The organism is Serratia fonticola (genome assembly GCF_001006005.1).
Lineage (GTDB): Bacteria > Pseudomonadota > Gammaproteobacteria > Enterobacterales > Enterobacteriaceae > Chania > Chania fonticola.
Genome location: NZ_CP011254.1, coordinates 5,868,331 through 5,887,061, shown reverse-complemented (window position 1 = coordinate 5,887,061; position 18,731 = coordinate 5,868,331). Strand labels below are relative to the sequence as shown.

The following is an 18,731-nucleotide window of genomic DNA, read 5'->3' as shown; positions in this document are numbered from 1 at the left end:
GTTATTACCTATCTCGCGATGCTAATAGATGTGATAGGGGTTCAGCATGAGCACTGGATTAGCGCTTGCTATGGATTTCTACAGTATTGTCTGAGATCAGTTTGCCGTAATTACTGAATTTCCCATCAGTACTGACCTTGATCTTGTTTTTGCCAGCCAAGGTCCCTTGATTATAGAAGCTGCCATCGACCTGCTGACCACCGGAAAGCGGGCCGCGCTTCATGTTGATCTCTAAAGTATCACCGGCCTCAATGTTTCCAGCGGTGCTGGCCGATGAGCCATTATCTAAACGTGAGGCATTAACCACCAGATTTTCGGCAGCAATCATATTGCCATTGTGATTGCCAATGCTGGCCGCACTCAGCGTGATGTTTTTATCGCTCCGAATATGCCCATGCTTATTGGCTATGAGGTAGTTAGAGGTAATGGTGATATCACCATGAGAAGCGATGACACCATACTCATTATTGAGTGAGGAGCTTAAGTTTAGATTCATGTCACCACCGCTGAATACTCCGTATTCTTGGAGCGGATTGTTATAAGCACTATTAACCAGACGGGCGGCTTCGATATTCAAGGCTTCTTGAGCCATGATTTTACCTGAGTTGTTTTTAATCTCTGACGCTTTTATAGCGATGTTGCCTTCTGCCAGAATTTCACCCTGGGTGTTATTCAGCTCAGAGGATACGTTAATAATCACATCATCCCTGGTCTGGACGAGACCGTATTGACTGCTCATCTTGTAGGCATTCAGAGTCACGCAGCAGTTGGCCTCAATAATCCCCCTGTCGTTGAAGAGGGTGTTAGCGGTATTAATCGTCACGCCACCGGCATCTGATACAATTCTCCCCACGTAGTTATTCACACCATACTTGGCATCCAGGGTGACATCGTCCACGGCACTGATGATACCGCTGCTGTTCTTGATTGAGGAGCCTTTGGTGCTAATAGTGATACCCTTTCCTGCGCTAAGTTCACCATTATCATTATCGACCCCTACATTTGAAGATAAGGCTGCGGAACTGTCGATGTTGATATTGCCATCGGCCACCATGGTCCCCCTGATGTTTTTCACGTAAGAGCTTTTAATGTCAATATCATTGCCAGCTTCAAGATAACCACCCGGGCTGTTTATTACGTATGTGCTGTTGTTACTTGGGGTTAATACCACCCTGATATCTTTTTGGGCAGAAATAGTCCCCTTATTGGTGAGTGAACCATTCATGTTCATGACCACATCACCAACAGAAGCGGCGAGGGTGCCAGCGTTGTTCACACCCACGCCATTCCCGGTACCGATCAGCGTAATTTTGTTGGCGTACATGCCGCCCAGGTTGGAAACGTCAAGACCTATGCCAGACTGACGAGCGGCAGAGAGCAGGGTGGCTTTGGTGTTGTCGCTATTAACGCGGTTTTGGCCATAAGTGACCCGTAGATCCTGAGCCTGCACGTCGGCGTTAATGGCAACGGTGTGGGCAATTAAATCGGTATAGTTGGCGCTGGAACTCTGCAAGCCATCGCCAGTAATGGTAATTTTACCTTTGTTGACAACGTAATCGAGGACGCGGCCATTAGCCACCGTGGCCTTGCCCGTGGTCAAGGTTGCACGATTGGCGTTGATGAAACCGCAGCCGTTACAGGTAATCCCCGATGGGTTGGCAATAATAACCTGTGCATTCTGGCCTGCTACCTCAATCATACCGTTGAGTTGGCTGGCTTTAGCGGAGTTGACTTCATTGAGGATAACGTTAGCGGCACCTTTGGCCATATTCTTGTTGCCGTTAATGGCACCCGCCACTTGGGTCGTTGAATTTTGTGCGCTGTTATTTAGCACCACTCCACCACGGTCTACGTCAAACTGGTTATAGATATTGTGAGAAACGCCCCCTCTGCCGGGCTTATTAATGTCGATGACCGTACCGCCTTTGATGGAGCTGGCTCCGAGCGATGGGCCACCAGGGGCGGAGACGATAGCGGCTTGGGCAACGGTTACTCCCTGTAAGGCCAGCAGGCTAAAGAAACAAATTGGCGAAAGTTTGGCAAAAAACGGCTTCTGTTTGTTTTTTAGGGTCATAATATTACTTCCTATAATATTTGAGATGCAAAGGCTATCAATATTGATAGACGAGTTGGTGGGGAAAGGCTTTGCAGCCAACTTTATTTCTGTCAACCATGAGGGAGCACCCTCAAAATTGTGCAGGAGATATATGCTATTATTTTATTAACTCAAGGTGCTATATTTGCCATGCGGCTATTTGCAGCGGTTATTAACTGCGCATAACAATTCATACGCTTTATCTGCGTATAACAAAATGCGCATTCTACTTACAATATTCCCCTTGTCTACTTTTTGGTGTTAATACAGGATCTTTCTTGTAAATTTTAAATCACATCAATGATTTTTGTTTCAAGTATATTTAAAACAAATGTTTTATTTGAAACTCCAGCTTAAAAGGGGGGGGGTATTTAAGTGAGTATGGTATTTGGCAGGGAGCTTAAGTTTTTGCCAGGATGGGTAGGGGCTAGTTCGTCAAGGTCGTTCTCAACTCATTGCCCCTTTATTGGAACCGTCACTGCGGATTATTTGGCACCGCTAAGTGCCTTTTTATGTCGCTATTCTGCCAGTTCGATCAACAGCAGTATTGCTGCATTACCGCCCCATTCTTTGGGAGCCTGGTGAAAAGCCAGCACGTCCGGATGTTGCGCCAACCACAGCGGCGTTTGCTGCTTGAGGATGTGTTTGCCGTGGCCATGCATCACGCAGGCACAATGCACGTGCTCACGCTTGCAGGCGGCGATCATCGCCCCCAGTTCCTGCTTGGCCTGCATCTGCGTCAAGCCATGCAAATCCAGGAACAGATCCGGCACGTAATCCCCGCGGCGCAGTTTCTTCAACTCATAGTGGCTGTAGCCGGGACGCACATAGCGCGTTGGGCCTTCATCTTCCAACTGCGGCTGAAACTCATCGGAAAAGTAAAAGCTGGCATCCACCTGCTCTTGCAACAGGCGCTGCGGCGCGATCTGCTTGGTTTTCATTTTAGGTTTTGGGTGGACGATGGTGTCCTGCGGTAGCTTCTTTGCTCCAGCTACCGACTCTCTAAAGAGCAATAATTCATCTTTGCTCAGAGGGGGCTTATTCTTCATTATTCGCTCGTCGCCTATCATTTATCGCGCTAGTTTACCTGCTCGAAGGTTTCTGTCGACGCAAAACTGGCACTGAATGCCAACCAGAATGCTGCTACGCTGCTATTGCTGCTGATTTGTCGCAGGCTTCATGGCAAACTACGGGGCTAAATCATGAATCATCGTGCCTGCCGGAGGGCAAATTGGACAAAATTTTCGTCGAAGAAGCAGTGAATGAGCTGCACACCATTCAGGATATGCTGCGCTGGGCCGTAAGCCGTTTTAACGCCGCCAATATCTACTATGGCCACGGAACCGATAACCCGTGGGACGAAGCCGTGCAATTGGTCTTGCCCAGCCTGTTCCTGCCGTTGGATATTCCTGAAGATATGCGCACTGCGCGTTTGACCTCCAGCGAGCGTCACCGCATCGTTGAGCGAGTGATCCGCCGTGTCAACGAGCGCATCCCGGTTGCTTACCTGACCAATAAAGCCTGGTTCTGCGATCTGGAGTTCTATGTCGATGAGCGCGTGTTGGTACCGCGTTCACCGATTGGTGAGCTGATCAACGATCGCTTCAGCGCGCTGATCCCCCATCCGCCGCGTCATATCCTGGATATGTGTACCGGCAGTGGCTGTATCGCTATCGCCTGCGGCTATGCCTTCCCGGAAGCGGAAGTGGACGCGGTAGATATCTCCACCGACGTGCTGGCCGTGACCGAGCGTAATATTCAGGCGCACGGCGTGGAACATCAGGTGATCCCGATCCGCTCCGATCTGTTCCGTGACGTCCCCGCGATCCAATACGATCTGATCGTCACCAACCCGCCGTATGTCGATGCGGAAGATATGTCCGACCTGCCGCAAGAGTTCCGCTTTGAGCCGGAACTGGGCCTGGCCGCAGGCAGCGACGGCCTGAAGCTGGTACGCCGCATTCTGGCCTGTGCGCCAGACTTCCTGAGCGATGACGGCGTGCTGATTTGTGAAGTAGGCAACAGCATGGTACATCTGATGGAACAATATCCGGATATTCCGTTCACCTGGCTGGAGTTTGATAACGGCGGGGACGGCGTATTCATGCTGACCAAACAGCAGCTGATTGACTGCAAAGATCATTTCAGCCTCTACCGCAGCTAACCAACAACCTGGGCCCGCCACAGTGCGGGCCTGTATGCCCCGTTTGCACGCGAACGGGATGACAACCAACGGTAAGGAGCCGTGATGGCAGGGAACAGTATTGGGCAGTTTTTCCGCGTCACCACATTTGGTGAATCTCACGGTGTGGCGCTGGGATGTATCGTAGACGGTGTGCCGCCCGGCATTCCGCTGACAGAAGCCGATTTGCAGCACGATCTCGATCGCCGCCGCCCCGGCACTTCGCGCTATACCACCCAGCGCCGCGAGCCGGATCAGGTGCGCATCCTCTCCGGGGTTTTTGAAGGCGTCACTACCGGCACCAGCATCGGCCTGATGATCGAAAACACCGATCAGCGCTCGCAAGACTACGGCGCGATCAAAGACGTGTTCCGCCCTGGCCATGCAGATTACACCTACGAACAGAAATACGGCGTGCGTGATTATCGCGGTGGTGGCCGTTCTTCGGCGCGTGAAACCGCAATGCGCGTTGCCGCCGGTGCTATCGCCAAAAAATATCTGGCGCAGAAGTTTGGCGTACAGGTGCGCGGTTATCTGGCGCAGATTGGCGACGTGAGCTGCGAGCTGAAAGATTGGGATCAGGTAGAGCAGAACCCGTTCTTCTGCCCGGATCCGGACAAGCTGGAAGCTCTGGACGAACTGATGCGCGCGCTGAAAAAAGAGGGCGACTCCATCGGTGCCAAAGTGACCGTGGTGGCGGAAAACGTCCCGGTTGGGCTGGGCGAGCCGGTGTTCGATCGCCTGGATGCCGACTTGGCACATGCGCTGATGAGCATCAATGCGGTCAAAGGTGTAGAAATTGGCGACGGTTTTGCCGTGGTCACCAAGCGTGGCAGTGAAAACCGCGATGAAATCACCCCTGAAGGTTTCCAGAGCAACCATGCTGGCGGCATTCTTGGTGGTATCAGCAGCGGTCAGCCGGTGATTGCCCATCTGGCGCTGAAGCCGACCTCTAGCATCATGGTGCCGGGCCGTACGATCAACCGTCAGGGTGAAGCGGTAGAAATGGTCACCCGTGGCCGCCACGATCCGTGCGTCGGGATCCGTGCGGTGCCGATCGCCGAAGCGATGATGGCGATCGTGCTGATGGATCACCTGCTGCGCCAGCGTGCGCAAAACGGTGATGTGATTTCCGACGTACCACGCTGGTAAGGGATTACGATGAAAAAATGGCTGCTGGGCTTCGCTGCGTTGATCGCTTCCAGCTCTGCCTTGGCGTTAACGCCGTGGCAAAAGATTGACCACCCGGTCAGTGGCACTGCGCAGGCCGTTGGCGGTTTCGCCAATGGTTGTATCATCGGGGCGCACCCGTTGCCGCTTAACTCACCGGATTATCAGGTGATGCGTCCCGATCAGCGGCGCTATTTTGGCCACCCTGACCTGCTGGCGTTTATTCAACGCCTGAGCAGCCAGGCCAACCAGAAAACACTGGGCACGGTGTTGATCGGCGATATGGCAATGCCGGCCGGTGGGCGCTTCAGCAGCGGCCATGCCAGCCACCAATCCGGTTTGGACGTGGACATCTGGTTGCAGTTGCCGCACCAACGTTGGAGCGCTCAGCAACTGTTGAAACCGCAGCCGATCGATCTGGTCTCTGGTGACGGTAAGCAAGTGGTGGATCGCCAGTGGCAGCCGCAGATCGAATCCTTGATCAAGATGGCGGCGCAGGACAGCGAAGTGACGCGGATCTTCGTTAACCCGGCGATCAAACAGCGTCTGTGCCAGGATGCCGGTGCCGATCGCGCTTGGTTGCATAAGGTCCGCCCTTGGTTTGGGCATCGTGCACATATGCACGTACGCTTGCGTTGCCCGGCGGGTAGCCTGGAGTGTCTGGATCAGGATGCGCCGCCGGTGGGCGATGGCTGTGGTGCCGAGTTGGCCAGCTGGTTCAAACCGCATCAGCCAAATGCCAATCCGGTCAAGAAGGAGCCGCCACCGCTGCCACCAACCTGTCAGGCGCTGTTGGATAGCCACTTCGCCAACCGCTGATAGCGTAGGGGCGCTGCATGCTGCGCCCCTAAGATCGAACAGCTATTCAGCAATATTGCCGCTTTGTCATCAACGCCTCTTAATGAGGCGTTTTCGTTTTTAACTCCCCATATTTAAGCATCGCTTCAGTTATGCATAAAACGCATAGCGAATGACATTCTTGCATTTTTCCCGTTAATCCTCCCCGTGCTATGGTCAAAAACCTTACTGACAGGGCAGGTATTTTACTTCGAATAAAAACGACGCCTGGGCAGAAAGCTATTTTCTGCACCATGATAAAAACTTTTATTTAAGACGGGATAATAACTATGGCGCAGCAGGATACTGCATTAGCTGAAGCAGTGGGTGAACCCAAGGTCACTTGGACGGGCTATCTCTCCTTTTTTCTGACGATTTTGTTTTTCTCTGGGGTATTTGCCGGTAGCGAAGGCTGGTGGCGGGTATTTGATTTTACCGTATTAAACGGTTCTTTTGGCCACGTGAATAGCGTTGCTGGCCAAGCCAACCTGACGTTTCGCGGCACGGGGGGTAGCGGAGCCAAAGATGGTTTTCTGTTTGCACTGGAACTGACGCCTTCGGTGATCTTATCGTTGGGGATCATCGCGGTAACCGATGGCCTGGGGGGACTGCGAGCGGCACAACAGCTGATGACGCCGATCCTGCGGCCACTGCTGGGCATCCCCGGCATTTGTTCCCTGGCTCTGATTGCCAACCTGCAAAATACCGATGCGGCGGCAGGGATGACCAAAGAGTTGGGCCAGGAAGGGAAAATTACCGAGGGGGAAAAGGTGATATTTGCCGCTTATCAAACCAGCGGTAGCGCCATTATTACCAACTATTTTTCATCGGGAGTGGCGGTATTTGCCTTTCTTGGAACTTCGGTGATCTTACCTTTGGTGGTTATTCTGCTCTTCAAATTTGTCGGGGCCAATATGCTGCGGGTCTTTATTTCCGTTTCTGAACGTCGCACTGTTAATAAGGATAATTAATCATGGCAACTCAAGTCAGAAAAAATGTCATGGATCTGTTTATTGACGGTGCACGACGTGGATTCACTATTGCCACCACTAACCTGCTGCCTAACGTGGTTATGGCGTTTGTGATAATTCAGGCGCTCAAGATCACCGGCCTGTTGGATCTGGTGGGGCAGGTTTGCGAGCCGGTGATGGCCGTTTGGGGATTGCCAGGCGTTGCTGCTACGGTGTTGCTTGCTTCGTTGATGAGCATGGGGGGCGCGGTGGGGGTGGCGGCCAGCCTGGCGACGGCGGGAACGCTAAGTGGCCATGATGTTACCGTCCTGCTGCCTGCGATCTATCTGATGGGAAACCCGGTACAAAACGTCGGGCGCTGCCTGGGCACGGCGGAAGTGAATGCCAAATACTATCCCCATATCATCGGGGTCTGCATCCTCAACGCGTTGCTGTCGATTTGGGTAATGCAATTGTTGGTTAGATAAGGAATTGACGATGAATTTTTCAGCAGCGGAATTTAAGCTTTTGCGCGGTGCGCACCTTTATGCCCCGGCAGATCTGGGCGTTCAGGACGTATTGATTGCCAGAGGCAAGATCATTGCCATCGCGTCTGAGATAGCCAGCGATGTCGTACCGGATTGTGAAGTGATCGAGCTGCATGGCCAACTGCTTTGCCCTGGTTTGATCGACCAGCATATCCACCTGATTGGCGGCGGCGGTGAAGCCGGACCGACAACGCGTACGCCAGAGGTTGCTCTTTCACGCCTGGTTGAGGCGGGCATTACTACCGCGATTGGCCTGCTAGGCACCGATGCGGTTACCCGGCATCCGGAAAGCCTGCTGGCCAAGACTCGGGCCTTGAATGAAGAAGGGATCACCGCCTATATGCTGACCGGTGCTTATCGGCTCCCGTCGCCCACCATTACCGGCAGCGTCGAACGTGATGTTGCCTTGATCGACCGGGTGATTGGGGTGAAATGTGCCGTATCCGATCACCGTTCATCAGCCCCGAATGAAGGCATATTGGCCAATATGGCGGCGCAGGCACGCGTGGGTGGATTGCTGGGCGGCAAAGCCGGTGTCAGCGTATTCCATATGGGTAGCAGCAACAAGCTGCTGGAGCCGCTGTACCGGATCCTGGAAAACGGCGACGTACCGATTGGCAAACTGCTGCCCACCCATGTGAACCGCAGCGAAGCGCTATTTGAGGCTGCATTGGCCTTTGCGCGACAGGGTGGCCATATCGATATCACCAGCGGCATTATGGAGCCTATTGCCCCCGCTCAGGCCATCGATATGGCCCGCAAGGCAGGGGTGCCAATGTCGCAGCTGACGGTCAGCTCAGACGGTAACGGTAGCCAGCCGGTATTTGATGCCAAAGGTAACCTGAGTGGTATTGGTGTCGCAGGCTTTGCCAGCCTGCTGGAAACCTTGGCCACGCTGGTCAAGCGCTATGACTATTCGTTGGCAGAGGCGCTGGAGCCGTTTACCTGCAGCGTGGCGGCTTTCCTCAGCCTGGGGGATAAGGGGGAAATTGCCGTTGGCAAGGATGCGGACTTAATGGTGTTGACCCCTGAATTGACCCTGGAACGCGTTTATGCCCGTGGACATAGCATGGTGGTTGACGGCAAGGCCTGTGTAAAAGGTACTTTCGAATAGCTTTTCTGGCTGGGAGATAGCGGATCGTTAGCGCAGATTTGATGGTGGTTATTTTGCCTGCCTAGGTAGAATAACCCCATTAATGATGAGGTAATGAGATTCGCCATGCGTATTGTGCAGAATATAGAAACCAAATGGCTGTATGACTTTCTGACGCTAGAGGAATGCCGCAACTTTTCGCAGGCGGCGGTGCGGCGTAATGTCTCGCAACCGGCCTTTAGCCGCCGCATCATCGCGTTGGAACAGGCCGCCGGTGTCAAGCTGTTCAACCGTGCAGTCTCGCCGTTGCAGTTGACCGAACAGGGCAAAGTTTTCCACTCTCAGGTCAGGAATCTGTTGCAGCAACTGGAAAGCAATCTTACCGAACTGCGCGGCGGCAGCGATTTTATTCAGCATAAAATCAAGATTGCTGCCGCGCATTCACTTTCTCTGGGGTTGCTGCCTGCGTTGGTGCGCCAGATGTCGGATCATTTTACCTACGCGGTTGAAGCGATAGATGTGGATAGCGCGGTTCACAAATTGCGCGAAGGGCAGAGTGATTTTATCCTGTCATACCATGATGAAAATCTGTTGCAGCTGCCATTCGCCCATATACGGCTGTTCGAATCCTCGCTGTTTCCGGTGTGTGCTTGCGATGCACAGGGGCAGGCGCGTTATTCCCTGCAACAATCAAATTTCCCGCTGCTCAATTACAGCCAGGCATCCTATATGGGGCGTTTGGTCAACCGGACGCTGGCCAAATCTACCAGCCTGAGTTTCTCCACGGTGTTTGTTTCTTCGATGAGTGAACTGCTTAAGCAGGTAGCGCTGGACGGCTCGGGCGTTGCCTGGCTCCCGGCCTATGCGATAGCTCAGGAGTTGGAACAAGGGCGGCTGATCTGCCTGGATGATCACGAGTTGGTGATCCCGATTTATGCTTATGCCTATCGGATGGACACCCGCATGAGCCAAACTGCCGAACGCTTCTGGCGCGATCTGCGCCAGGTCTTTGAGTGGGAGCCAGCATCAGTCAATGGTTGACGTGGCCAGGTAAACCGCCGGTGGGGTAATCTCGCTTTGCTTGCCTTCATACCAGCGAATGGCTGCCCTAACCAGCGCAGCGGTGGAATCGATAAAACGGCAGTCAAACCGTGCGGTCTGACGGCCAATCACCAAGGGAATTTCAGTACATCCCATAATCAAGGTATCGGCCCCGGAAGCTATCAGGTAAGCAATCTGTGGAAATAACAGTGCCTGCGCCTTTGCTTCATCCCCACCTTTTAACGCATAAATTGCCTGCATAACGGCTTGTTGCCGCTCTCTATGCGGTGTCAGTAACGTTAAACCCCGCTGCTCAATCTTTTGCTGATATAGGCCAGTGGCCAGAGTGGCATCCGTGGCCAACAGGCCTACCGCCCTGCAGCCGCTCGGCAATTCACTCAGGGTGGCATCCAGAATGCTGATCATCTCGACGCTGGCGGCGGCATGCAGACGATCATACCAGTAGTGAGCCGTATTGCAGGGGATGACGATGCATTCGGCCCCGGCGTGCTCCAGCAGGTGCAAGTAGCGCTCCAGATAGTCATAAGGGGAAGGGCCACCGCTCAGCAGACAGGCGCTGCGATCGGGAATATCCGGGATCGAGCAGGCAATTACCGGAATATGTTGCTGATCGCGATGAGCATGGCGGAAATGGACAAATTTGCTGAGCATGTCGGCGGTGGCGGCGGGGCCCATGCCTCCTAATATGCCAATGGTGTGTTCCATCGTATTTTGCTCTCTTCACTTCGGGCTGCGGGTTCAATACCTCCAAGCTATCAATATGAAGTTAAAAGAAAAATGCCGTTTTCCTAGCGTCGATGCTTAAAATGCATAGTGGGCTCCTGGCGGGCAGGACGTTTATTTTTTTTGGTTTAAGGCGTACTGTGTGCGGCAAAGAAAAATCGATAGATCCGTGAGTACCAACCACCTAGGCAAATCCGCTAGCAATTGGTATCAGGTATGGCTCCACTTTTGCAGGCAGACGACTTATGGATGGGCTGGTGTTAGGTCCCGAATTGCTCGGGATACTGTTTTTGGTAGCAATGTTCGCCGGGTTTATCGATTCGATCGCCGGTGGCGGTGGGCTGTTGACCGTACCGGCTCTGCTGGCCGTTGGCGTCCCTCCCACGCAGGCGTTGGCGACCAATAAATTGCAGTCGGTTGGGGGATCGTTTTCCGCCAGCCTGTACTTTGTTCGCCGTCGGGCCGTCGATCTTAATACCCAGAAGCTGACCATCTTCCTGACGCTGGTGGGGTCAGTGATCGGGGCGATCCTGGTGCAGCATATGCGTGCCGATATACTGCGCCAGATGCTGCCGCTGTTGGTGATCGGCATCGGCGTCTATTTCTTGCTGACGCCAAGGTTGGGGGAAAGCGATCGCCAGCGTCGGCTGGGGGCGTTACCCTTTGGCCTGGTAGCTGGGGGTTGCGTAGGGTTCTACGACGGTTTCTTCGGGCCAGGAGCCGGTTCGTTCTATGCCTTGGCCTATGTGACGCTGTGCGGTTTTAACCTGGCCAAGGCGACCGCTCATGCCAAGGTGCTGAACTTCACCTCCAATCTGGGCAGCCTGGTGCTGTTTATTATCGGCGGCCAAGTGATCTGGAGCATTGGTCTGGTGATGCTGGTAGGGCAGGTGTTCGGAGCCCGTCTTGGCGCGCACATGGTGCTGACCAAGGGTCAGAAGCTGATCCGGCCGATGATCGTGATAGTATCTTTGATCATGAGCTGCAAATTGCTGTACGACAATCACGGGACGGAAATCCAACAGTGGTTGGCTTTGCATTTTTAGTGTGCCAATGATGCGTCTTAGTGAGATAATAACCTTCTTTAATCTATGGTTATACTCAATGAATTTCAAGTTACCGCTAGGCGGCCAGCTTGCTCATCCCCAGGAGCTTACTTTAGTAAGTGACAGGGGTGTGCAAGTGCAGCCAACAACGCTGTGGCTTGAAAGGCGAAGAGTATTTTTGAGTGTTCTTTATGCCAAACACACACCAGTATCCGCAACTGATTGAAATCTTTAATCAGTGTTTTAGCGATGAGTTCAATACCCGCCTGGTTAAAGGCGACGATGAGCCTATCTATCTGCCTGCCGATGATGATCTGCCTTATAACCGCATCGTCTTTGCACACGGCTACTATGCCAGCGGCATGCATGAAATCTCCCATTGGTGCATCGCCGGAGCCGAACGCCGCAAGCTGGTGGACTTCGGTTACTGGTATTGCCCGGATGGGCGCGATGCCCAGACGCAGAGTGAATTCGAAGCGGTCGAGATTAATCCGCAGGCTTTGGAGTGGATGTTCTGCGTGGCGGCCGGTTTCCCGTTCAACGTCAGCTGCGACAATCTCAGTGGAGATTGCGAGCCAGATCGCATAGGTTTCCAGCGTAAAGTCCGTACCCGGGTGCTGGAATTGTTGGAGCGGGGAATACCCACACGACCTGCGCGCTTTATTCAGGCGCTGCAATCGTTTTACAATACGCCTCCGCTGGCGGCCGAGCATTTTCCTTACCCGGAAGATCTCTGAGGCCAGAGTCTGTTTGTTAACGAGGAAATTTGATGATCGCAGAATTTGAAGCGCGCATTCTGGCGCTGATTGATGACATGGTAGAGCACGCCAGCGATGATGAACTGTTTGCCGGTGGCTACCTGCGCGGTCATCTGACTTTGGCGGTGGCGGAATCGGAAGAACATGCCGAACACAGCGCCGAGCAGCTCAAGGTGCGGGTGCAGAGCAGCCTGGACAAGGCCATCAAGGCCGGGGAACTTTCCCCGCCGGATCAGGTGTTGGTGCTGGGCATGTGGGAAAACCTGTATCAGACAGCGTTGCCGACTGAGTAATTGCTTTAAAGGGGACAGCATCACGCTGGCCCCTCAAATGAACTATACCTCGCGTCCCTTCAGTAGCTTCCTGACCCACATGCGGTTTGGGTTTAACGCTGCCAACATCTCGCTATCCCCCGGTAAGGGTTCCCCAAACAGCTGAGCCGCTAAAATCTCCGCGGCCAACGGCGCGGAGCACAGGCCGCGTGAGCCTAAGGCTCCGATCATAAACAACCCCGGATACATTGGCGCATTGGCAATTGCTTCGCCGCGCTGGCGCTGCTGCTGCAAATCGCCATACAGCGCCAGAGTGGCTTGATAGTCCGGCACGGCACCGACCATCGGCATATGGTCTCGCGTAGCGCTGCGCACGCCACAGCGTGCCTGCTGGCCACTGATATCCACCTCTTGCGTCCAGTTCTGTTCTGGCAGACAGCGCAGCAGGCGATCGCGGTTCTCTTCTTGCTCTGCCTGGCTATATTCAGTGTTTGATTCACCGCGCTGGTAGCTGGCACCAATGCAGTGCTGCTGATTGCCAGGATTCACCGGCGTCAGATAACCGTCGTAACACAGCACCTGCTTTAACTCACTCAAGATTGGCGTAGTGGGAATATGTGAAACCTGGCCACGTACCGCATATGCCGGTAGAGCGGCGCTAGGTTCCAGAGTGGTGAGTTGGTGCCCGTTAGCCAGGATCACCGTCGCATGTTGGTGAGTTTCACCCCCAGCAAAATGCAGCAGCCAACCTTCATCATTGCGGTTCAGATCGGAAAGCGTATGCAGATAGTGGCAAACCAATCCCTGCCGTTCGGCCAGGGCAATCGCGGCACGCGTCAGGTCAGCAGGGCACAGCCATCCCCCGAGTGAATAGTGAATGCCACCAAACCCCGTATCGATCCCACACAGGGCGCTAAGCGTGGCGCGATCGGCCGGTTGTGCCAGAGTGTGCGGCCAGGTAACGGCCAGGATCTTGGCGATCTTCCCCGCGCTTTTCTCGTCATAGGCCAATTGGCTGACGCCACACCACTGGTGATCGAACTCAACCTGTTGTTGCAGCAGGGCGTCATACTGGTGGCGGGCAAAGGGGAAGGCGGCGGAGAAGAAGTTTTCCAACGCATCGCCCCGGCCATTCAGCAATGGGTACAGCGCCCCCTGGCGATTGCCGGATGCGCCCTCTGCGGGCTGTGCATCGGCGCAATATAAGGTCACCCTGGCCCCACGGCGCAATAAGGCCAACGCGGTGAGTGCGCTGGCTACGCCGCCGCCAATAATGGCGACGTCGTCGGTATTCTCCGCTGCCGGGCGCAGGAACCACGGGCTTGGATTGACGCTTGTCGGGGTGTCGGCGGGTAGCTGACCTGTGAGCATCTCGCGTTTCTGGCCAAAGCCTTTGCATTTGCTGACCTCAAACCCGGCCTGTTGCAACCCACGGCGAACAAATCCTGCGGCAGTGAAGGTGGCAAAGCTACCGCCTGGGCGGGCAAAACGCGCCATGGTGGCAAACAGCGGTTCGCTCCACATATCGGGGTTTTTGGACGGCGCAAAGCCATCCAGGAACCAGGCGTCAATTTGATCGTTCATGCTGGCGTCAAAGTGCGGCAGCAGGGTATTGACGTCACCGAACCATAAATCGAGCGTGATCTGTCCTTCGGCAAGCAGCAGGCGGTGGCAGCCTGGCAGCGGCAAAGGCCACTGGGCGCGAAGTTCATCGGCAAAGGGGGCCAGTTCTGGCCATTGGGCATGGGCTGCCGCCAGGTCGTCCAACTGCAATGGGTATTTCTCAAAGCTGATAAAATGCAGGCGCTGCAAACTTGCTGCGGGTGCCTCCTGCCGAAAACGGGCAAAGGCCTGCCACAGGGTCAGAAAATTCAGCCCGGTACCGAAGCCGGTTTCTGCCACAATAAACAGTGAGCGTGGGTGATCGCTGAAGCGTTGTGGCAACCGGTTGCCCCCCAGAAAGACGTAGCGGGTTTCCTCCAGCCCATCCTGGTTGGAAAAATAGACGTCATCAAACTGTTTCGAAACAGGTGTACCTTGTTCATTCCAGCTTAACGCTGCGGTTTGGATGGGGGCATTGCTCACGGTAGGTTGCTCGTAACTCAAGGGATAGAGCGATTTTAACGGGGGTAGCCCCGAGGTGCAAACTGGGTAAAGATAATGCAAAATTATTCTGATCGGACTTGTTCGGCGTACATCTGTACGCTAAAGTGCGTTGCAAAATCCCGAATGTAAATTGTGGAAGAGGTACTTGAATGAAACGTGCAGTGATTACTGGCCTGGGAATCGTCTCCAGCATTGGTAACAACCAGCAGGAGGTCCTGGCAAGTCTGCAGGAAGGCCGCTCTGGGATCACCTTCTCTCAGGAGCTGAAAGATTCCGGCATGCGTAGTCACGTATGGGGTGATGTTAAACTCGACACTACCGGTCTGATTGACCGTAAAGTGATGCGCTTTATGAGCGACGCGTCGGTTTACGCCTATCTCTCCATGGAACAAGCGATTCAAGATTCCGGCCTGGCAGCCGATCAGGTTTCCAACGATCGCACCGGTCTGGTGGTCGGTTCCGGTGGTGGTTCTCCACGTAACCAGGTTGCGGGTTCTGACGGTATGCGCGCCAAAGGCCTGCGTGGCGTTGGCCCATACATGGTGACCAAGGCGATGGCATCAGGCGTTTCTGCCTGCCTGGCCACTCCATTCAAAATCCGCGGCGTGAACTACTCCATCAGCTCTGCCTGCGCAACTTCAGCACACTGTATCGGCCACGCCGTTGAGCTGATCCAACTGGGCAAACAAGACGTCGTCTTTGCTGGCGGTGGCGAAGAGCTGTGCTGGGAAATGGCCTGCGAATTCGACGCCATGGGCGCGCTGTCCACCAGCTACAACGACACGCCAGAAAAAGCTTCCCGTACCTATGACGCAGCGCGTGACGGTTTCGTTATCGCAGGCGGCGGCGGCATGGTAGTGGTTGAGGAGTTGGAGCACGCTCTGGCTCGCGGCGCACATATCTATGCGGAAATCATCGGTTACGGTGCCACTTCAGACGGTGCCGACATGGTGGCTCCATCGGGTGAAGGCGCGGTGCGTTGCATGAAGATGGCAATGCAGGGCGTAGACACACCAATCGACTACATGAACGTACACGGCACCTCCACGCCGGTCGGCGACGTGAAAGAACTGGGCGCGATCCGTGAAGTCTTTGGCGATAACACCCCGGCCATCTCTTCTACCAAAGCCATGACCGGCCACTCACTGGGTGCGGCGGGCGTGCAGGAAGCGATTTATAGCCTGCTGATGGTCGAGCACGGCTTCATTGCGCCAAGCATCAACATCGATAACCTCGATGAGAAGGCGGCTGGCATGAACATCGTGACCGAGCCAACCAAGCGTGAGCTGACCACGGTCATGTCCAACAGCTTCGGTTTCGGCGGCACCAACGCCACGCTGGTAATGCGTAAACTGCAGAAGTAAGCGCAGGGCGTCATATTATCAATCGGGCACCGTAATAGGTGCCCGATTTTTTTGTTTTTCTAGACGATGGAATACCTCAGTTCGATATTCTGCTTTCGTTCAATAAAGCGTCAGCTGAAGAAATAGAAACGGGCCACAATCAGCACCGTTAAAAGGGTTAGCGCAATGATGCTGCGCTTTAAGTTTTCCAAGGTTATTCTCCTCATTATCTACATTGCAGTATAGGCACTTTATTCAGGTCATTAATGGGGTAAATAGGATATTTAATCGACGTTGATAGAGTGAAAATACGCCTTGAAATGTCATTATGGGTCAGTATTTTTATATTTTTGTAAAATCAATAATAGGTGCCAGGGGCAGGGTCATTAATGGCGTTGCTTGTGGAATATGTCCGTATGAAATTCTAAATAACGCTTAAACCAAACTCCTGAAAGTACGATCCTCTAGCATATTATTTATCAAAAACAAAACAGCCATTATTAAATTAAACGAGGCGGCGTTTTTCGTTTAACTTAAAAAATTCTGTGATAACAATGTTTTTATTATGTTAATTTTTTGCTTTTCATATAAATGACGTATAAACAACATTTCCGTTTTTTATCTCTATCAGATAAAACCCGGCATAATGCCTGCGCTTTATCTAGCTTTACGATCTCGTTATGGCGAGGCTCCTATACGAACACAAGTTACCGCTCTAATGGCATCGAGAGAGGCCACCAAGGGTAAAACAAGCATTAGCCGAATCAAGGCATTGCTAAGGTAACTTCCCCCTGGGGATACGTTGTATAGTGCTAAACCCAAGACGTGGGGATCGGCTTTCGCTGTCCTGTCTTGTCGCCTCTATGAGACTCCATCTTTCAATCGGGAGTATCTAGAATGTCACATGTTGTATTGCAAGACCTTTACCAAAATGCCAACTTTGAAGACGACGCCGTTGCGCGTTATATGAACAAAAAAGTCTTTGTTCTGCATCAAGATCTTTACGTTGGCGAAGCCAGGAAAATATTCGTTAATCAACTTTCCAACGACGATATTCCCGCACAAATTTTTATTGAAGACGGCACCAAACTGGTGGGAGTTCTTTCTGTTAAACGCTTATTGCAGGAAGAACATAATGGCGAGCGTATCAAGGATATGATGGAAACCACCTTCTTCCATGTCAAACCCACGGACGAACGTGAACATATCGCCAAACTGGTGGACAATAATAATTTAGATATTGTGGCAGTGGTCGATAATGGCCGTTTGGTTGGCTGCTTAACGGAGCGCGAAATAGCGCAGATTATCGAGGATGAAAACACCGAGGATGCCCATATGCAAGGGGCAAGCCTGCCGCTGGATAAGCCTTACCTTGAAATGACCTCTTTCGAACTGTGGAAAAAACGCAGCGTGTGGCTGCTGTTGCTGTTCGTCGCCGAAGCTTATACCAGTACGGTTATTCAGCATTTTGAGGAGTCATTGGAAGCGGCGATTGCCCTGGCCTTCTTTATCCCGCTATTGGTGGGCACCGGGGGCAACAGCGGTACGCAAATCACCTCAACCATTGTGCGGGCCATGGCTTTGGGAGAGGTCCGTATGCGCGATGTGGGGAGCGTGCTGCGCAAGGAAATGACTACTTCGATCATGATCGCGTTAACGCTGGCCTGTGCTGGTGCGTTCCGTGGTTGGATGATGGGGATCGGCTATGAGATTACGCTCATCGTGAGCTTGACCCTGGTTTGTATTACGTTGTGGGCCGCGATTGTCTCTTCCGTGATCCCAATGGCTCTGAAACGCTTCGGTGTGGATCCTGCCGTAGTTTCCGCCCCGTTTATCACCACGCTGATAGATGGCACCGGCTTGATCATCTACTTCAAAATAGCCCAGTGGACCTTGGGGCTGAATTAATAATGGAAACCGGCGCAAGCCGGTTTTTGCTATGATTAACGGGCTTTTTAAGCCGTGTAGTTGACTGAAATCAAAGCATTTCCAGTTTGCAGGATGGTTCCGAGGCGGCTTTGTCAGCGGGTGTAAATTCCGTTCCTGTGAGGGTTTTCTGCCGATATACTCAGCGCAGTTTCTTACTCTGGAATTTTTGCATGTCGGCTTTGGCGTCCATCTCAATATCTATGCATCGGTTGCGCTTCGCCAAGAAGCGGGCCGCAGCATGGCTATTGGCCGTCTGCTGGCTACTGCTAAACAGCCAACTGGCGATCGCCAGCCATCACTGCAATCTGCAACTCACCACCGTTGCGCCAGCCGCACAGCATACGATGCATATGCAGGCCGCCGATCCGCTAGCCAATGAGATGATGCAGGCCGAAGGGCCACTGTGTGAAAAGCACTGCGTACCAGATTCTGCACAGCAAGATCACGGCAACCTGGCCTTGGCGGCGGTATTACCCGCCAGCAGTGAGCTGTTGGTTGCCGATCCTCAGCCCCAGGCACAGTTCTCACGCCTCGATTGGCAAACCCCTCCGATAGCAGGCCCGCCGGCAGAGATCGTCTTCTGCCGCTTCCGTGAATAGCCAAACCAACCGCTTTGC

17 protein-coding genes and 1 riboswitch are annotated in these 18,731 nt (G+C 53.4%); of the genes, 13 read left to right on the top strand and 4 right to left on the bottom strand.

The window, feature by feature from the left end; translation table 11 throughout:
* Nucleotides 1-58 precede the first annotated feature (58 nt).
* Both WN53_RS26130 and smrB read right to left on the bottom strand, forming a co-directional pair.
* A complete protein-coding gene (locus WN53_RS26130) occupies nt 59-2,074 on the bottom strand; it encodes a filamentous hemagglutinin N-terminal domain-containing protein (RefSeq protein ID WP_024485081.1) in 2,016 nt (671 codons plus the stop codon).
* Nucleotides 2,075-2,613: 539 nt separating this feature from the next.
* The gene (gene smrB / locus WN53_RS26125; RefSeq protein WP_021806058.1) at nt 2,614-3,144 is read right to left on the bottom strand and encodes an endonuclease SmrB; all 531 of its coding nucleotides are present in this window, start codon (nt 3,142-3,144) and stop codon (nt 2,614-2,616) included.
* Between the two features lie 182 nt (nt 3,145-3,326).
* On the opposite strand from smrB, the gene prmB reads away from it, so the two are divergent.
* The 7 genes from prmB to hypT all read left to right on the top strand — a co-directional run bounded on the left by prmB (nt 3,327) and on the right by hypT (nt 9,916).
* The gene (prmB, locus tag WN53_RS26120) at nt 3,327-4,259 is read left to right on the top strand and encodes a 50S ribosomal protein L3 N(5)-glutamine methyltransferase (protein ID WP_024529156.1); all 933 of its coding nucleotides are present in this window, start codon (nt 3,327-3,329) and stop codon (nt 4,257-4,259) included.
* Between the two features lie 84 nt (nt 4,260-4,343).
* Nucleotides 4,344-5,429 (top strand): chorismate synthase, encoded by a 1,086-nt coding sequence (gene aroC, locus WN53_RS26115; RefSeq protein ID WP_021806057.1) that lies wholly within the window; start codon nt 4,344-4,346, stop codon nt 5,427-5,429.
* 9 nt (nt 5,430-5,438) lie between these two features.
* Nucleotides 5,439-6,266, top strand: coding sequence for a penicillin-insensitive murein endopeptidase (mepA, locus tag WN53_RS26110; RefSeq protein ID WP_024486849.1), 828 nt, complete (start codon nt 5,439-5,441; stop codon nt 6,264-6,266).
* A 308-nt stretch (nt 6,267-6,574) separates the two neighbouring features.
* On the top strand, nt 6,575-7,255 hold the full coding sequence (locus WN53_RS26105; protein ID WP_024486848.1) for a nucleoside recognition domain-containing protein: 681 nt from the start codon (nt 6,575-6,577) through the stop codon (nt 7,253-7,255).
* A gap of 2 nt (nt 7,256-7,257) precedes the next feature.
* Nucleotides 7,258-7,722, top strand: a complete 465-nt coding sequence (locus WN53_RS26100; protein ID WP_024486847.1) for a YjiG family protein — start codon at nt 7,258-7,260, stop codon at nt 7,720-7,722.
* A 10-nt stretch (nt 7,723-7,732) separates the two neighbouring features.
* Complete coding sequence (gene iadA, locus WN53_RS26095) at nt 7,733-8,896, top strand: beta-aspartyl-peptidase (RefSeq protein ID WP_046808389.1); 1,164 nt, start codon at nt 7,733-7,735, stop codon at nt 8,894-8,896.
* A gap of 93 nt (nt 8,897-8,989) precedes the next feature.
* Nucleotides 8,990-9,916 carry a hypochlorite stress DNA-binding transcriptional regulator HypT gene (gene hypT / locus WN53_RS26090; RefSeq protein WP_024486004.1) on the top strand — a complete coding sequence of 309 codons (927 nt, stop codon included), beginning with the start codon at nt 8,990-8,992 and terminating at the stop codon, nt 9,914-9,916.
* On the opposite strand, the gene cuyB is transcribed toward hypT, so the two are convergent.
* Entirely contained in the window at nt 9,902-10,642 is a 741-nt protein-coding gene (cuyB, locus tag WN53_RS26085) for a cysteate racemase (protein WP_024486005.1), read from the bottom strand. The two genes, hypT and cuyB, sit on opposite strands and share 15 nt — an antisense overlap.
* Nucleotides 10,643-10,905: 263 nt before the next feature.
* Between cuyB and WN53_RS26080 the strand changes: the two genes are divergently transcribed.
* The 3 genes from WN53_RS26080 (at nt 10,906) to WN53_RS26070 (ending at nt 12,757) form a co-directional block, all read left to right on the top strand.
* A complete protein-coding gene (locus WN53_RS26080; protein ID WP_024486006.1) occupies nt 10,906-11,706 on the top strand; it encodes a sulfite exporter TauE/SafE family protein in 801 nt (266 codons plus the stop codon).
* 191 nt (nt 11,707-11,897) lie between these two features.
* Nucleotides 11,898-12,443 carry an elongation factor P hydroxylase gene (locus tag WN53_RS26075; protein WP_024486007.1) on the top strand — a complete coding sequence of 182 codons (546 nt, stop codon included), beginning with the start codon at nt 11,898-11,900 and terminating at the stop codon, nt 12,441-12,443.
* A gap of 32 nt (nt 12,444-12,475) precedes the next feature.
* Entirely contained in the window at nt 12,476-12,757 is a 282-nt protein-coding gene (locus WN53_RS26070; RefSeq protein WP_021806053.1) for a YfcL family protein, read from the top strand.
* Between the two features lie 42 nt (nt 12,758-12,799).
* Here WN53_RS26070 and mnmC read toward each other — a convergent pair whose 3' ends face one another.
* The gene (gene mnmC, locus WN53_RS26065; RefSeq protein ID WP_024486008.1) at nt 12,800-14,821 is read right to left on the bottom strand and encodes a bifunctional tRNA (5-methylaminomethyl-2-thiouridine)(34)-methyltransferase MnmC2/FAD-dependent 5-carboxymethylaminomethyl-2-thiouridine(34) oxidoreductase MnmC1; all 2,022 of its coding nucleotides are present in this window, start codon (nt 14,819-14,821) and stop codon (nt 12,800-12,802) included.
* A gap of 170 nt (nt 14,822-14,991) precedes the next feature.
* Here mnmC and fabB point away from each other — a divergent pair, with 170 nt between their 5' ends.
* The 3 genes from fabB to WN53_RS26050 all read left to right on the top strand — a co-directional run bounded on the left by fabB (nt 14,992) and on the right by WN53_RS26050 (nt 18,713).
* Nucleotides 14,992-16,206: a beta-ketoacyl-ACP synthase I gene (gene fabB / locus WN53_RS26060; RefSeq protein ID WP_021806051.1), complete on the top strand. Its 1,215-nt coding sequence runs from the start codon at nt 14,992-14,994 to the stop codon at nt 16,204-16,206.
* Nucleotides 16,207-16,852: 646 nt separating this feature from the next.
* Nucleotides 16,853-17,023: riboswitch (M-box (ykoK) riboswitch) on the top strand.
* Nucleotides 17,024-17,082: 59 nt separating this feature from the next.
* Nucleotides 17,083-18,093: a magnesium transporter gene (locus tag WN53_RS26055; RefSeq protein ID WP_024486009.1), complete on the top strand. Its 1,011-nt coding sequence runs from the start codon at nt 17,083-17,085 to the stop codon at nt 18,091-18,093.
* A 191-nt stretch (nt 18,094-18,284) separates the two neighbouring features.
* On the top strand, nt 18,285-18,713 hold the full coding sequence (locus tag WN53_RS26050; protein WP_024486010.1) for a hypothetical protein: 429 nt from the start codon (nt 18,285-18,287) through the stop codon (nt 18,711-18,713).
* The last annotated feature ends 18 nt before the right edge of the window (nt 18,714-18,731 follow it).